Origin of the sequence: Providencia sp. JUb39 (genome assembly GCF_012272845.1) — a bacterium.
In the GTDB taxonomy this organism is placed as follows: domain Bacteria; phylum Pseudomonadota; class Gammaproteobacteria; order Enterobacterales; family Enterobacteriaceae; genus Providencia; species Providencia lanzhouensis.
In genome coordinates this window covers 3541006-3555932 of sequence record NZ_JAAWXD020000001.1, presented here as the reverse complement: position 1 = coordinate 3555932, position 14927 = coordinate 3541006, and the positions used below count along the sequence as shown (strand labels likewise).

At 40.1% G+C, this 14927-nt stretch carries 13 protein-coding genes; 6 read left to right on the top strand and 7 right to left on the bottom strand.

Annotated features, from left to right (window positions below; translation table 11 throughout):
• Positions 1–47 precede the first annotated feature (47 nt).
• Positions 48–761, bottom strand: a complete 714-nt coding sequence (locus HFU86_RS16530; protein WP_132496616.1) for a UTRA domain-containing protein — start codon at positions 759–761, stop codon at positions 48–50.
• 433 nt (positions 762–1194) lie between these two features.
• On the opposite strand from HFU86_RS16530, the gene HFU86_RS16525 reads away from it, so the two are divergent.
• Both HFU86_RS16525 and HFU86_RS16520 read left to right on the top strand, forming a co-directional pair.
• Positions 1195–2298, top strand: a complete 1104-nt coding sequence (locus HFU86_RS16525; protein WP_243699002.1) for a hypothetical protein — start codon at positions 1195–1197, stop codon at positions 2296–2298.
• Positions 2298–3428: a hypothetical protein gene (locus tag HFU86_RS16520; RefSeq protein ID WP_187129672.1), complete on the top strand. Its 1131-nt coding sequence runs from the start codon at positions 2298–2300 to the stop codon at positions 3426–3428. Before HFU86_RS16525 ends, HFU86_RS16520 begins: the two co-directional genes overlap by 1 nt.
• Positions 3429–3532: 104 nt before the next feature.
• On the opposite strand, the gene HFU86_RS16515 is transcribed toward HFU86_RS16520, so the two are convergent.
• Entirely contained in the window at positions 3533–4825 is a 1293-nt protein-coding gene (locus HFU86_RS16515; RefSeq protein WP_187129671.1) for an MFS transporter, read from the bottom strand.
• Between the two features lie 258 nt (positions 4826–5083).
• Between HFU86_RS16515 and HFU86_RS16510 the strand changes: the two genes are divergently transcribed.
• The 3 genes from HFU86_RS16510 (at position 5084) to HFU86_RS16500 (ending at position 8708) form a co-directional block, all read left to right on the top strand.
• The gene (locus HFU86_RS16510) at positions 5084–5443 is read left to right on the top strand and encodes a YcgJ family protein (protein ID WP_187129670.1); all 360 of its coding nucleotides are present in this window, start codon (positions 5084–5086) and stop codon (positions 5441–5443) included.
• 534 nt (positions 5444–5977) lie between these two features.
• A complete protein-coding gene (locus HFU86_RS16505) occupies positions 5978–7381 on the top strand; it encodes a tryptophanase (protein ID WP_036956054.1) in 1404 nt (467 codons plus the stop codon).
• 79 nt (positions 7382–7460) lie between these two features.
• The gene (locus HFU86_RS16500; protein WP_036956056.1) at positions 7461–8708 is read left to right on the top strand and encodes an aromatic amino acid transporter; all 1248 of its coding nucleotides are present in this window, start codon (positions 7461–7463) and stop codon (positions 8706–8708) included.
• A gap of 72 nt (positions 8709–8780) precedes the next feature.
• Here HFU86_RS16500 and HFU86_RS16495 read toward each other — a convergent pair whose 3' ends face one another.
• Positions 8781–9218: a DUF411 domain-containing protein gene (locus HFU86_RS16495; RefSeq protein ID WP_132496611.1), complete on the bottom strand. Its 438-nt coding sequence runs from the start codon at positions 9216–9218 to the stop codon at positions 8781–8783.
• 448 nt (positions 9219–9666) lie between these two features.
• Between HFU86_RS16495 and HFU86_RS16490 the strand changes: the two genes are divergently transcribed.
• A complete protein-coding gene (locus tag HFU86_RS16490) occupies positions 9667–11247 on the top strand; it encodes a methyl-accepting chemotaxis protein (protein WP_132496610.1) in 1581 nt (526 codons plus the stop codon).
• 69 nt (positions 11248–11316) lie between these two features.
• Here the strand turns inward: HFU86_RS16490 and HFU86_RS16485 are convergent, their stop codons facing one another.
• Genes HFU86_RS16485 through HFU86_RS16475 form a run of 4 tightly spaced genes read right to left on the bottom strand, consistent with a single transcriptional unit; the run spans position 11317 to position 14686 of the window.
• Positions 11317–12525: an ATP-grasp domain-containing protein gene (locus HFU86_RS16485; protein ID WP_132496609.1), complete on the bottom strand. Its 1209-nt coding sequence runs from the start codon at positions 12523–12525 to the stop codon at positions 11317–11319.
• Positions 12497–12907 (bottom strand): hypothetical protein, encoded by a 411-nt coding sequence (locus HFU86_RS20210; RefSeq protein WP_255425998.1) that lies wholly within the window; start codon positions 12905–12907, stop codon positions 12497–12499. The genes HFU86_RS16485 and HFU86_RS20210 overlap by 29 nt, the downstream gene beginning before the upstream one ends.
• Positions 12904–13662, bottom strand: a complete 759-nt coding sequence (locus HFU86_RS19810) for an MFS transporter (RefSeq protein ID WP_255425997.1) — start codon at positions 13660–13662, stop codon at positions 12904–12906. The genes HFU86_RS20210 and HFU86_RS19810 overlap by 4 nt, the downstream gene beginning before the upstream one ends.
• Entirely contained in the window at positions 13652–14686 is a 1035-nt protein-coding gene (locus HFU86_RS16475) for a threonine aldolase family protein (RefSeq protein ID WP_187129669.1), read from the bottom strand. The genes HFU86_RS19810 and HFU86_RS16475 overlap by 11 nt, the downstream gene beginning before the upstream one ends.
• Positions 14687–14927 lie beyond the last annotated feature (241 nt).

Below are 14927 nucleotides of genomic sequence, written 5' to 3'. Positions count from 1 at the left end.
CCCATTTTTTATGCTTGTTATATTTTATGACGGCTTAGCGCTGAAGATTAATTCTCAATGCGGGAATGTAATTTCAATTTATAGCGCGAGCCTGCGCTGATCATATTGACGTAGCTGATCAATGTGTTGCCTGTCCATGTGCGGCGACTTAGTTGCAAACAAGGGGCATGTTCTTTGATGGATAAAGCCTGAGCGATAGACTTATTGGCTAAAATTGCTTCAATGGTGTGCTCCATTTCACTAACAGGGAAATGGCGCTGCAAATAGCCGCTTGGGGTTTCACTATTGCCAAAGTGCTGCTGAACAAACTCAGGGGCAATACTATGATTTACATAGCGTTCTTCTAGCATCAGCGGAATGTCATTTTCAAAATGCAGCATTTTGCAGTAGCCAATATTACTGCCTTCTGTGACACCAAGTTGTAGGGCAATTTCTGCGGTGGCAGGGATGATTTTTAGCTGTAGCTGGTGGCCTGCATATTTATTCCCACTAACTGAAATTTCATCAAAAATATCAAAGGCTTTAGTGACAGGAAGTTCATGTTTTTGAGTGGCGACAAAAGTCCCTTTTCCTGCAATCCGATTTAAGATGCCTTTCTGGCTGAGTTCAGAAATCGCTTTATTCACCGTCATACGGCTAACATTAAACTGGGCACATAACTCAAGTTCAGTGGGGATCTGAGTTTCAGGTTTGAAAATCCCTAAATCAATACTCCGCAGAATGTAAGATTGAATTTGCTTGTAGGCCGGTTTTGATGTCATCGCGTTTATTCAAATTTGTGGTTAACGGTAGGGATAAAATAACTGTTTCTTGGGAATGTAATGTATTCAAAATAACTCATCTGCGCCAGTCTAGCAGTAATTATTTCCTTTACTAGAGCCTGGTTGCATTTTAAGAGTAAAACAGGCATTTGCCAGCTTTTAACTAATTATGCCCTTGAGCCTGTAATTATCTGAATTGTTCTATTATAGGGTAAGTTTAACTAGGGCAATATACCTTTATTTATTATCATAATGTTAAATTAACTATAACAAATAGGCATCATTGATGGGTGTTCAATATTTTCACGTTAAGCTAATTCAGTGCGATTATAAACAGGTTTCACCTGAGGGCATGGTGAGGCTAATAACTTCGGATAAAGTGTTTTTTTTCAATGCTGAAGATTTTGAAAACAGCCAAATATTTTTGGAACGATTGAATAAAGACGATACGTTGATTATTTCTGCTGAACAACTGAATGATGGGAGCTATTGGCTCAATTGGGTGTATCACCCAGAACATGGACGTTTGGAACCCGATAGAAACCTTAAATTCGACAAAGGCTTAGTAAAACAGTACCTGCTATCATTTGGGCTTGCGGCACTCTTTATTCCCGCATTTTTTTGCGTGTTTAATGATGAAGAGAGTACATGGTTAATTGTTTTAGGGTCATTATTAGGAATGGCAGCTTTTGTGGGTGCTGTTCTGCTGTCGATGTGTATTTCACAAACCTTCACTATTTTTAGCCGAAAACGAAAAACCATCATACGCGCATTAGATTTAGTGATAGCGGGCAAGTTTCAGGTAATTTCTGGCGAAAATCTGATTCAGATTGAGGGAATTAAAAACCCGAAAACCAAACCGCTCAAAATAGATCCTCGAGCGCAAAAGCCTATCCCTGAAACCTCGTTGCAGGTGACAAAAGGCAAAGTGAATATTAAGAGTATCAAGACGATTGAATATTATTATCGTGGGGGTACATACACCCGCAATGAGATAGAGCTTCAAGTGAATAAGAGCCATTTGAACCTCAAGTTAGATGGCTCAAAACCTTTCTTTAATAACCACTGCTTTTTTCTCGCTCAAGGGGATGAGGTTGAAGTCTATCACTCCAAAGTTGAAGATGGTTTTCCCGAGAGCGTCGTATTTGGCCTGTATAACCACCAAGATAATTTAGCTTACACGTTGTCTGCTCGAGGCATGGCGCAAGAACGTGGTCTGTATCTGGCGTTGTGGGGGATCACTGGCATTATTTTGGCGCTATTCTTAGCGATTTTTGGCGCGACAGCAATTAGCGATGTTGTCGACAGAGGGAATCACTGGGATTATTGGGATTGGCTGTATTTGCTCGATAATGACCTGATATTCATTGGTTTTGCCAGTTCGATGACCCTAGGTATCTGTTTCTTAATTGCCTTTGGTATGGCTGCGTATTATCGGTTTTCGAAACGGGGTAATGGCTATTACCAAACCCAAGCTGTCTTGAGCGCATTACGATGCCAACAAGGTAAAGATACTTATGTCATGGAGGTACGCTAATGAATCCATTTCTAAGTTGGCGTTTTCTGGTGACGGGGGCCGTTTTCTTGGTGTGTTTAGGATCAACACTGATCCTGATATTTGGTGGAAATGATACGTCATGGCAGTGGAAAGAGAACAGCCAAGAGAGCAATGCTTATATTGCGGATTATGATTATGCCAAAACGTACCCTGCGAAAGACGGCACGTTGATTATTGCGCAGAAAAACGGTCGTTCATCCTACTATTACAATCGGTCAGATTTGTTCTCGCCTGCACAGGAAGATAGTTATCAGGTGTTATTTGCCAATAAAGATGGCGTGCGTTTTATCACGCAATTTAGCGACAGTTTTTATAACGCGGTGTGTGAAGAATCTCAGTGCCTTTTAATGGTGCGCGATGGGTATCGAATTGTGAACTTAGCGGACAATTCGATTACGCCTCTAACGCCTTGGAAAGATGGGTATGGTGAATACATTTATGCGGCAATTACCGGGAAAATGTACCAAAGTGGTCAGGGGGAACCTTATGTCCTGATCGATAGCCAAAAGATCTTCACCAGCGCGGATAAAGGGCTTACATGGCAATATTTGATGGATCCTCGCGAACTTGTGAAGCGTTTTTATCCTGAAGAAATCGCAGATAATTCAACATTTTCTTACGCGGTTCATGATGGCAATGTGATTGTATGGTACAGCTACGGTAACGAAATGGGCTCTCTTGAAGTGGTGGTGAACATCGCACAGAAAAACGTAGTGAGCCATCGATGGTTGCCTATTCGTATTAATGAGGCGGTTCAGAATCAAAATGGGGATATTTATTTGGCGGCTCAGGAACCTTCCCGCCGATTGTTTTCCCTTTATCAGTATCAAGGTGGCAATTTTAAGCTGATCAAAGAAGCGGGTTATAACCATCTGCAAGATATGGTTATCTGGGGCGATGGTTTGCTGGTGATGGAATCCGCGAGAAGCGGACAGAAATGTTTGATCCTTGATTTTACCAGCAATCAATTGCACCGCCGTTCAGAGTTAGAGTGGTATCAAAAATTATATATTCCTGAATTACGTGGGTTTATTGAATTATCAGGTAATTACAGTGATTCACCAGAGTTAACCGCAGGCGAGAAGGTGCATTACCGTCTTGCGTATTAGTTTCAAAATAGACGTATTAATTTCAAAGTGTTAGTTTCAAAATTAAATAGGGGCGATATGCCCCTATTTGCCAATTTATCTCTTTTTACTGGCTAACCCGCTATCTATGAGCGTTTTCGTGGTAGTAAAATCACGGCGGTTGCCGCTATCACCGCCACCACCGAAAAGGCGATAAAGTTCCAGCTGGTCGCTATCCCCAAACTGGCGATATATGCCCCAAACATAGGGCCTGTCATCGCACCAATTCGAGAGAAGCTTAATGCCCAGCCGGTCGCTGAAGCGCGGGCTTTTGATGGATAATAATTGGCGATGTAGCCCGTTAAAATCAGCGCGGCGGAAATGCTGCCGATCCCAGCAAATGCTACAAGTAAGTAGTTAATATAGATATTTTGTTTGAAAACCATGCAGCCAATGCCAATCGCGCCGAGCAAGAAGAAAAAGGCAACGGAGCCGCGAACGCCGCGTTTATCCGCGATTTTTCCTAAGAATAAGCCCCCTAATGCGGATGCTAAGCTAAATACCACAAGGAAGGTTAGGCTAGAGCCCAAGTTATAGCCCTCTTTGCGCATAATCGACGGCAGCCAAGTATTTAAGCCATACACCAGCAACATGCCGCAGAATAACGCTATCCAGAAACATGCGGTTGCACGCAAATGTGTCCACGCAAAAACCACGGAGACTATCTCTTTCAAACGCTGAGGTTGCTGTTTTTGCTGTGCGGGTGGTGCTTGATATTCAACATCTAATTTCTGCGCCAAAGATTGTGCTTCGGTGTGGCGCCCTTTGTGGGTCAGAAATTCAAGGGATTCAGGCAAGATACGTGCCATCGGCCAAATTAACAAAAGCGGTAATGCACCAAAGCCAATCACACTGCGCCATCCAAATTGTTCTAGCAACCACATGGCGACCAGTGCTGCGCTGAGGATCCCCAATGAGTAACCGGAATACATAATGCCGTAGTTAAAAGAACGTTTTTCAGCAGGAGAATATTCGATGGTTAACGCGGCTGCGACGGGAATAACACCCCCAAGTCCAATTCCACCAATAAAACGCATTAACCCAAACATCCAAGGTGTTGGGGCAAGGGCAGCGGCAAGCATCGTCAATGAAAAGAGTGTGACGCAGGCTAAAAGCATACGGCGGCGTCCGTAAAGTTCACTCAGCGTACCGATAATAAATGCCCCAAAAAACATTCCGACTAAAGCGTAGCTACTGAGAGCGCCAAGTTCTAAAGGGGTGAGGTTCCACTGTTTATATTCTGCGAGAGTGGGAAGAACAGCGCCCATCACGCCAACATCATAGCCTTCAAATAGAATGCTCATCCAGCAGATAAATAACACTTTCGAGGTGGTTTTTGTGGTGCCAAAAGATTTAATCGCGACTGTCTCTGTTGTCATACATCACTCTCTTATGGGGTGCTTTGTTGGGTTGAATGCAGAGTTGCAGGTATTTTTATTATTTAAATTGCCGCTTATACACTCATCTTTTCTGCAATAAATAACAATTGAAAGTGTTAATGAAAAGTTAAAATCATGCACTAAGTGGATAGAGTTAGCAGTAAACATGAAATAGTGATGACGCCTGGGAATTTATCCACAAAATAAAACTCTAATGTGATATTGCAGTTGTGTTATTACTCAAAAAAAAGGCGTTATATGAACTTAAAAGCAGTGTGTCTCGTAGGGTTTGCGATCGTAGCATTGCCAATGTTGGCGTCAGCAAAATCAACTTCAGCATTAAAATCCCCAGAAAAGAATGTGTTATGCGATAAATATGTGTGCGTTAGCGCCAAAGAGGGCGTTTCTGTTGCACTAACGAAAAAATACCTAGGTGATAAACGAGCGAAAGCGATTGAGCAAGGTGGCGATTTTGATAAAACAGCCATGACGTTTGCCAATGGAATTTTCTGCGATATTAACGAGCAAAAATGCCATGTGAACCGTTACTTTGAGGCGGATGGTAAGCGAAGCGCAGAGTCCAAAGAGTACACTCAAAAACTATTTGGAAAACAATAGTTATATTTAGATTGTTAAAATCCTTCCTAAAAGTAAAGTCTTTGTATAAGGCTTTACTTAATTAAAATAAATTCAACTTTAAATGGCTTTTTAACGTTAAAAAATTAAGTTTAAGATTACTATCTATTATTTAATTATAAAATAACCCCAATTTATTAACGTTTATTTAATAGCTATTAAGATAAATAATATTGTGACCCTAATCATAGTGCGGAGTGGGATTTAAAGCTTTTTGTGATGCAGATACAAATAATAGACAATTGCTATTATATTTATCTAAGAATTGTTATATACCATACTCAAGGTTGTACTAATTCCTTGCTAATGGGAGTCATAGTATGTTTCTTTTAAGTGAGTTGTTAATGTCGAGGCGCTTCTTCTATTTGAAGAAATGGTTCAATATTGATATTTCTTTGGCCTTTTTCTTCCCGCACAAATAACCTTTCTTTTTTCTCTCTCTCAAGATCTATTCGCTTATTTTTATAAGTTAGAATTTCTATTTTTATTATTTAATGAAAAATTAAAGGTATTATCATGGCTAAAAGAATCGTTGAACCGTTCCGTATTAAAATGGTAGAAAATATCCGTATTCCATCAAGAGAAGAACGCGAAGCGGCATTAAAAGAGGCGGGTTATAACCCATTCTTGTTACCGAGTAGTGCTGTATATATTGACCTGTTAACGGACTCTGGTACTAACGCAATGAGCGACCATCAATGGGCAGCGATGATCACGGGTGATGAAGCGTACGCGGGTTCTCGTAACTATTATGATTTAAAAGATAAAGTTAAAGAGATGTTTGACTACGACTATGTGATCCCTGCTCACCAAGGTCGTGGTGCTGAGAATATGTTATTCCCTGTTTTATTGAAAGTGAAACAAGAACAAGGCGGCGCGAAAAAGCCGGTATTTATTTCTAACTTCCACTTTGATACTACCGCTGCCCACGTTGAATTAAATGGCTGTAAAGCGATTAACATTGTTACCGAAAAAGCCTATGACTCAGAAACTTATGATGATTGGAAAGGCAATTTCGATATTCAAAAATTAAAAGATAATATTGCAAAACATGGTGCTGAAAACGTGGTAGCGATTGTTTCTACCATTACCTGTAACAGTGCGGGTGGTCAGCCAGTTGCGATGGATAACTTGAAAGAAGTTTATGAAATCGCAAAACAGCATAATATCTTTGTGGTAATGGACTCTGCACGTTTCTGTGAAAACGCATATTTCATCAAAGAGCGTGATCCAAAATATAAAAATTCCACAATTAAAGAAATCATTCTGGATATGTACAAATACGCTGATGCGCTCACTATGTCAGCGAAAAAAGACCCACTGTTAAACATTGGTGGTCTGGTCTGTATTAAGAATGACGAGAAAATCTTTACGTTGGCAAGACAGCGCTGCGTACCAATGGAAGGCTTCGTGACCTACGGTGGTTTAGCGGGTCGTGATATGGCGGCAATGGTACAAGGTTTAGAAGAAGGGGCTGGGGAAGATTACCTGCATTATCGTATCGGTCAGGTGAAATATCTGGGTGACCGTTTACGTGAAGGCGGTATTCCAATTCAGTATCCTACCGGTGGACACGCTGTATTCGTGGACTGTAAAAAACTGGTTCCACAGATCCCAGGTGACCAATTCCCTGCGCAAGCTGTGATTAACGCGCTGTATTTAGAGTCAGGTGTTCGTGCTGTTGAAATTGGTTCATTCCTATTAGGTCGTGACCCTGAAACGGGCAAACAAAAACATGCTGATATGGAATTCATGCGGTTAACTATCGCACGACGTGTTTATACCAACGACCATATGGATTACATTGCAGATGCTCTGATTGGCTTGAAAGATAAATTCGCAACTCTGAAAGGTTTAGATTTCGAATATGAGCCACCAGTATTAAGACACTTCACTGCAAGATTAAAACCTATCAAATAATAGGTAGTTCTGTAATAGGCAGCTCTGCGGGTTCCCGTGCAATGCGGGAACCTTATCCCTTATTTTTAAGGTGACCAACATGAACAATTCGGCAGCCAAGAAAGAACCCTCCATAATGGTAGGGGGTTTTGTGCTAGGTGGAGCCATGATCGGGGCAGGTATGTTTAGCTTGCCAACAATTATGGCTGGAGCTTGGTTTATTAACTCGATAGTAATATTACTGATTGTTTGTTTTTTTATGTTTCACTCAGGGATCTATATTTTAGAATGTATATCCAAATATGGAGCCGGCACTAACTATTTTTATATCTCTAAAGAATTATTACCTAAATGGGCCTGCTATATTGCCAATGCAGCATTAATATTTGTTTTATATATATTGATATATGCTTATATTTCTGCGGCCGGATCCGTTATCAAAGAAGCGTCGGCAATATATGGATTTGATGTTAACTTAAGAGTGATATTTGTTGTCTTCACTTTACTGTTGGGCGCAAGTATTTGGTGGAGTGGTATTGCTGCAAGTCGATTAACATCATTATTTTTATTTATTAAAATTGTTTTATTTATTCTCGCTTTTTCAGGGTTATTCTTAATTGTAAAAACTGATTTATTATTAACATCTCCAGTGGGAGATAGTCAGTTATCTTTACTACCATTTGTCTTTATTATTATTCCTTATGCCATTACTTCGTTTGGTTATCACGGTAACGTCTGTAGTTTGTATAAGCTGTATCATGAAAATGAACGTAAAGTGGTTAAAAGTTGTGTGATTGGTTGTGTACTGGCTTTAATACTCTATTTCCTTTGGATATTAGGCACCATGGGAAATTTACCTCGAACAGAATTCCTCACCATAATTAATAAAGGCGGAAACCTCGACGCGTTTATTGAATCATTGTATGCGGTATTAAGTAGCCCACATATTGCGACATTCTTATTATGGTTCTCGATTAGTGCTGTATTTTGTTCATTCTTAGGGGTTGCGATTGGTTTATTCGACTACATTCTGGCGTCACTAAACTTTAATGATAACTCTTCAGGCAGAATGAAAGCGGCACTGTTATGTTTTATACCTCCTCTAGTTTTATGCATGTTATTTCCAAATGGCTTCTTAATTGCGATTGCTTATGCGGGGATGGCGGCGTGTATCTGGGCAATTATTTGCCCAGCAGTCATGGCATTAAAAGTGAGAGAGCGTTTCCCTAACTCGACCTTCAAAGTGTGGGGAGGCAAAGGGCTAATCTATGCAGTTATAGCCTTTGGTGTTGTTGGTATTATTTGTCAGTTGTTAGCGCAGTTTAATGTATTACCGATATACCGTTAATTTTTCAAATTAAGATGTAGTAATCACTGCCAAAGGTACAGCGAGGGTTTGCTGTACCTTTTTTATGGAAAACTAATAACGAGCAAATACGGATTGGCTACCATCCTTTTTAAAACTCATCACTGAATAGGCTTGTTTAAATCCGCTTGGTTGCTCCATACCTAAACTGCCCGCTGGCATACCTCCGACAGCAATACCCGCAACATCATCGGGTAGTGTATTGATTTTCGCTAAGCTATCGAGAGGAACGTGACCAACAACCAGTTTGCCATTAATTTTGGCGGTATGGCAGCTGCGTAATGAGTTAGGTAAATTGGCTTCTTGATTGATTTTATCGATCTCTTGATAGGTGACATCGTGAATTTTTACGTCATAACCTGCGGCTTTTACTGCTTCACCCCAAAGATGGCAGCAACCGCAACTTTCTTCTTTGTACAGGTCAACAACTTGGCTTGCTGCAACAGAGGAAAATGACGCTGCCAATAGTGCAGTGAATAACAATTTTTTCATATCAGTATTACTCCAAAAATAAGACATTGTTATTTAAATAAAAAAATAAGGGTGCGAAATTTAAGCAGGTTTGTATTTCTCTTATTCGAGTTCTTATGGAACCCCTGAACCATAAAGCTTCCCGTAGGGGGAAGCTCAAGAGCTAAAACAGATTTTTGCTTATATTTACAGAACCTGATGATGGCGTTTTCTTACAGAAACAGAGCAATACTTTGGGAGGTCAATCACAAACTGGAAGATAGGGTAATTGTATGAAAATAGAACTTCAATGGATAAAAAACAGGCATTATGTCTCTAAAATCAATCATTAAGCCAATTTTTAATCGGATTATTTTGCGCTTTTTTTGATGTCTAAAAGTCAGAAAGCAATTGAAAATAATTAAATTTTTCTCTTTTACCGCCGATAAATTAAACAAAGATCATTTTATTTTATCAAAAGAGAAATTCCATGCAGAAACTTCGAAATTATTCAATACGTGCTGTGATGCTCGTACTACTTGGCATTTTATGCCTAAACCTTGGGGGCATAAGCCTGTATAGCGGTTGGTCCTTATCGCGCATTTCTGACGGTATCCATGTTGACCGACAACTGGTGAAACAGATGACGGTACTCAGTCAGGGCAATGACCAATATTTTCGTTTTGTCACTCGCTTAACCCGCGTGATGGAAACCAAAAATGAGGGCAAAGAAGGGGATTACGCCTTGGTCAAAGACGCACTCGTGAACATGGAGCGTTATCTTGAGGAGATGAAATCAATTTCCCCGGGCCCGATGGATAAAGCCATTTCCGACCAAGTGATTAATAGCTGGCAAGCGCTGCTCGATGAGGGCGTGAAACCACAATTAGCTATTTCCATGGGGGATGATAAGGCGGCTTATTTGACGCATGCCCATAATGTCACGCCAGCATTGAGCCGCACATTCGGCGCGGCTATCACCCAGTTTAACCAAACTGCGGATGTGATGATTGAACACACGCGGGAAGCGGTTGATGAGCACATGAATATGACGCGAGTCGTGATTATCATAGCGACCATTTTTGGTTTGCTGATTTTGATCTTCACTGACCGCTATCTCGCTAAGATGATGCAACGACCGCTGGAGCTGATCCGTCAATACTTCGATAAGATTGCGAAAGGGGATTTAAGCCAGCCAATCGAGCCATTTGGTCGTAACTGTGTCGGTAAACTTTTTCCATTATTAGAAGAGATGCAGAACAGTTTACGTGATGCGGTGTTGACGATCCGCAATGGCAGCGAAAGTATTTATCGCGGTGCGACAGAAATATCTAACGGCAATAGTGATCTTTCCTCACGAACGGAAGAGCAAGCCGCAGCCTTGGAAGAAACCGCGGCGAGTATGGAACAAATCACAGCAGCAGTGCAGCTGAATGTGGAAAATACCCATCAAGCCAACCAATTAGCCGCTGAGGCCTTTGTAGTGGCTAATCAAGGGGATGCGATTGTTGAGTCCGTGGTGAGCACAATGGATGAAATCTCCCAGAGTGCCAAAAAAATATCTGACATCATCAGCATGATGAATGACATCAGCTTCCAGACCAATATTTTGGCACTGAATGCCTCCATTGAAGCGGCGCGAGCAGGGGTTCATGGTCGTGGATTTATGGTGGTTGCTGCCGAAGTTCGTAAGCTTGCTAGCCACAGTGCCGATGCGGCAATGGAAATTGAAAAGCTGATTGCGGAATCAAGTTCGTGTGTGGAAAAAGGCACGCATTTGGTTCATGAAATGGGCTCGACAATGAGCAATATTCTGCAAGGGATCAACGAGGTGACGGCGATTATGAAACAAATCACGACAGCTTCGGAGGAGCAGAGTAAAGGTATCGCACAGGTGGGGGTTGCCATTACTCAAATGGACAGTGTGACACAGCAAAATGCGTCTTTAGTTGAGCAAGTGGCAACAGCAGCAAGTTCATTAGAACATCAAACTGAAGAGCTGCAGGAATCAGTCAGTAAATTTCAGTTAACAAATAATGAGCGCAATTTTACCGAAGTGACGGTTGCCTAATATTGGCAACCATTGCATCGGTTTGAAAAGCCAAAACTCAGTATGAATTTGCGTTTGTACTGGGTTTTTTTATTTATAGAGGGGTTTTACATGGTTAAGCCAACTCTCAGCTTTCTTCCCTGCTAAATACCGCTCAGAAGCGGTTGTTATCACGTAACCCAGTCGGCTGTAGCTGTCTTTCAAGGTCGTTACATGTATTGGTGTGGGAACAAAATTAAACAGCAGAGGGGCACTTAATTGAGGATTGGCATGAAACCCGATAATTGTTCCTGGTTTCTCTGAGGTTAGAAAACGAATCGACGTATACTGTTTATTGGCGCAGAGTTTCGGGGTGTACACCATGTCTTTGACGTGCAAAGAAAGGTAGCACTCAACTAAATCAAACCCTGTTGATTGATAGCAAAGGGTATCAATCATCCCGCCGGCAACGCGAGGATTAATTTCAATGAGTTTTATTTCATTGTGACTAAGCTTGAATTCAACGTGAGCAACGGTGTGGGATAAGCCGATTTGAGTGAGCCACGCTATGATCGTTTTCGTGATGTTTTCGATATCAAGAGTGTCATCGGGAAAGTCATGACCAATTTCGACAGCATATTGCCCTGATGTGGTGTATTTTTTGGTGACACCGAGTATTTTCCACTCGTTATCTTTAGAGTCCCAGTAAGCTTCTGCACTGTATTCATCCCCTTCAATGAACTCTTCAACAAGATAATGAGGGGAGAGCTGATATCCTCGACGGTTAACCCGAAATTCAGATAACGCCTGCACAGCAGTGAGTGCATCTTCCTCTGAATAACATATTGTTACTTGGCTGCTACCACTGTCATCGCAGGGTTTTATCACTACAGGGAACTGCATATTGTTCAGGTCAAACTTGTCATGGATATTGCCAACTTTATAGCGACAATTGGCATTATGTTGGTGTAAATACTGCCGAGTCAGATGCTTGTAACGACAGGCTGTTAGGGCAATTAAACTTGGCGAAGGTAAATTGAAGGTGTGGGATGCTGCGGCAGCATTGATTAATCGATAGTCATCGAAAGCGACGATACCGTATAGGTTATAGTCCAGGGCATGGCTTAAAATCGTTGCCATGGAGTCTGTATTTAGTTCCACAACTTCATCAATATAGAGCATTGGGTTATCAGCCAGTTGAGCATAATAATGACGTTCTTTGGTGAATAAAACCGTGTGATAACCTCTCTCTTTTGCCAATTTGATGGCGCTGACGCCAGTACCGGAGATATTACATTCGAGAAATAGGATGGTTTTCATCAGTGCTCCTTAAATGGATAACGTATTCAGCGGTGAATAGAACTACGAGGATTAAAAGTAGGCTAGTAGGAATATAAGTGTGCATTTGAGTGTGGTTAGCAATAATGCCAACATAAGCGCCAAGGGATTCCGCTAATCCCCAACAGAATATACAAATAGATAATGAGAGCTTTTTACGGGTGAATGGGCATTTTTCAATCGCTAAACTGTTGTTATAGGGGCTCCAAATTAATTCGCTAAAGGTAAATAGGATTATCAGCAAATAAAGTGGGATTAATGCGCTGAAGTTTAAAAATAAAAGCAGGCTCGCAATCAGAAGAAGGCTGAATTTGTAGATAATAGATTGATGGGATTTTTTCTGTTTATCAATATATTGGGTCACTTTGATTTGCAAAAAATGATCATAAAGGCATTCAAAGCGAATAGATAAGAAACCGTAATATAGTCTCTAGCATTTTGATAATTTAGCTCAAATAAGTAAGCCAAATTGCGGAATACAAGCCCCAGCATAAAGAAAGGGATGGCGCTATAACAGAGAAAAATCCCCCATTCTAAAAAGCTGGAAGAAGCTTTCGTTTGTTGGCTTTGTATTGGTTGAGTATGTTTTGTATTCGTTAAGGTTAATGAGTACAGGGCTGCAACGGACATAATGGCGGCAGGAAGAAAGATCACTCCGGAATAAAAACTATGATAAAACCATTCGCCCGCAGCTCCACCGATTGCCGACGAAATATTTACAATGACATTTAAGATTGAAAAATGCTTCACTCTTTCTGAGTGATTATTATTTTCAGCAATAAATAAACTGGTACTGACATTCGCAATAGAAAACCCCGCACCAATCAATGTGGAAAATAACAGAATTAGGTAAAAATTTGAAATGAAATAGAGTGAAATAATAGATGTCGAGGAAATTAAATAGCTTAAAAATAGCGTTTTTTTATAATGAAGAAAATCAATAATAAAGTGAGTGAAGAGAGAAAAAGCACGGCTAATGAAAAGAAAGACAAAAATAATAATTGCGGTTTCACTCTCACTGATATTTTTATAGTGAATAAGATAGAGGGAGAAAAAAGGTAGAAAACTGTAAAAAGAGGTACCCGATAAAAATCGAGTGGTCATAATTTTATTTATCATATTGTATGCTTTCTATTTTTTTTAATAATAGCTCAAGTTGGTAGAGCATTGTCTCTGAAATATTGCTGCTAGTGACAAAGCGCACAATATCAGCTGTCCAAGCGGTGGCTAACACCCCATGGCTTTTTAACTTTTGAACAACGTGCTCAGAATCTGGCACTTTTATCATAACGATATTAGTTTCGACTGGATAAGCGAGTTGAAAATAACGTGAAAGAATAGACGCGAGATGAACTGCATTTTGGTGATCGGTGTGTAACCGAGAGTCATAATGTTCCAGCTTATTTAAGGCAATAGCTGCCAGTAATCCTGATTGATGTAGCGCTCCACCATACCATTTTCGGTATCGTTTAGCGTTTTCTATATGATGCTGACTTCCTACTAACACTGAACCAAATGGCGCTCCAATGCCTTTTGATAGGCAGATATTGAGAAGATCGATATCTTTGGTATATTCTTGCGGAGGAATATTAAGGGAGATGCAGCTATTTAATACTCGGGCACCATCTAAAAACAGAGACATGTTTTTTTCAATACATAGCTGCTTGAGTTTCTTGATTTCTGCTAATGGGAATACGATTCCACCGTAGGTACTGATGCTACTTTCTATCGCAATGATTTTGGGAGTAGAGTATAAATTTGACCAACGAGCTTTATGATTAATTGCTTGAATAACATCTTGTTCAGTTAAAATACCACTTTGTGTTTTAACATTATTAATAATTAAGCCGTTTAATGCTGAGGTTTGGGATGATTCAAAAAAACAAATGTGGTAGCCGACTTCAGTAATGACTTCATCACCTATAGTAGATAAAACTTTTAAACCAATCTGATTGCTCATTGTGCCTGATGGAATAAATAGAGCATTTTCTTTATTAAATAATTTTGAGATATAGGATTCTAGTTTTTTGACATAAATATCTTCACTATAACAATCATCGCTAATATAATTAAAATTGATATTATTTAGGTCCTCTTTATTTATCCTTGTTAGCGTATCACTTCTTAAATCGATAGTTACCATTTAAGTCCTTTTAATTTTCATTGATGAGAACAAGAAGATTTTTGAATTTATAAATCTAGATAGAAAATGGCAAGATATAAAAATGAGGATTTTATTAATTGTGATAATGCTCATGAATAAAGGTTAGGATTAAAACAAGATGAATTTATTTATAAAATATATGATTTGCGAATTAGGAAGAAGGGTGATTATTAAAAAGAGGGGGGGATCGTGTTCAGATCGACAGGGACAAAAAAAGCCC

Bases quoted from the DNA above. Each gene is read 5' to 3' on its own strand.
- HFU86_RS16485 (WP_132496609.1), bottom strand. From the start codon at position 12,525: ATGAAAACCATCCTATTTCTCGAATGTAATATCTCCGGTACTGGCGTC.
- HFU86_RS16475 (WP_187129669.1), bottom strand. From the start codon at position 14,686: ATGGTAACTATCGATTTAAGAAGTGATACGCTAACAAGGATAAATAAA.
- HFU86_RS16510 (WP_187129670.1), top strand. From the start codon at position 5,084: ATGAACTTAAAAGCAGTGTGTCTCGTAGGGTTTGCGATCGTAGCATTG.
- HFU86_RS16500 (WP_036956056.1), top strand. From the start codon at position 7,461: ATGAACAATTCGGCAGCCAAGAAAGAACCCTCCATAATGGTAGGGGGT.
- HFU86_RS16520 (WP_187129672.1), top strand. From the start codon at position 2,298: ATGAATCCATTTCTAAGTTGGCGTTTTCTGGTGACGGGGGCCGTTTTC.
- HFU86_RS16505 (WP_036956054.1), top strand. From the start codon at position 5,978: ATGGCTAAAAGAATCGTTGAACCGTTCCGTATTAAAATGGTAGAAAAT.
- HFU86_RS16495 (WP_132496611.1), bottom strand. From the start codon at position 9,218: ATGAAAAAATTGTTATTCACTGCACTATTGGCAGCGTCATTTTCCTCT.
- HFU86_RS16530 (WP_132496616.1), bottom strand. From the start codon at position 761: ATGACATCAAAACCGGCCTACAAGCAAATTCAATCTTACATTCTGCGG.
- HFU86_RS19810 (WP_255425997.1), bottom strand. From the start codon at position 13,662: ATGATAAATAAAATTATGACCACTCGATTTTTATCGGGTACCTCTTTT.
- HFU86_RS16515 (WP_187129671.1), bottom strand. From the start codon at position 4,825: ATGACAACAGAGACAGTCGCGATTAAATCTTTTGGCACCACAAAAACC.
- HFU86_RS16490 (WP_132496610.1), top strand. From the start codon at position 9,667: ATGCAGAAACTTCGAAATTATTCAATACGTGCTGTGATGCTCGTACTA.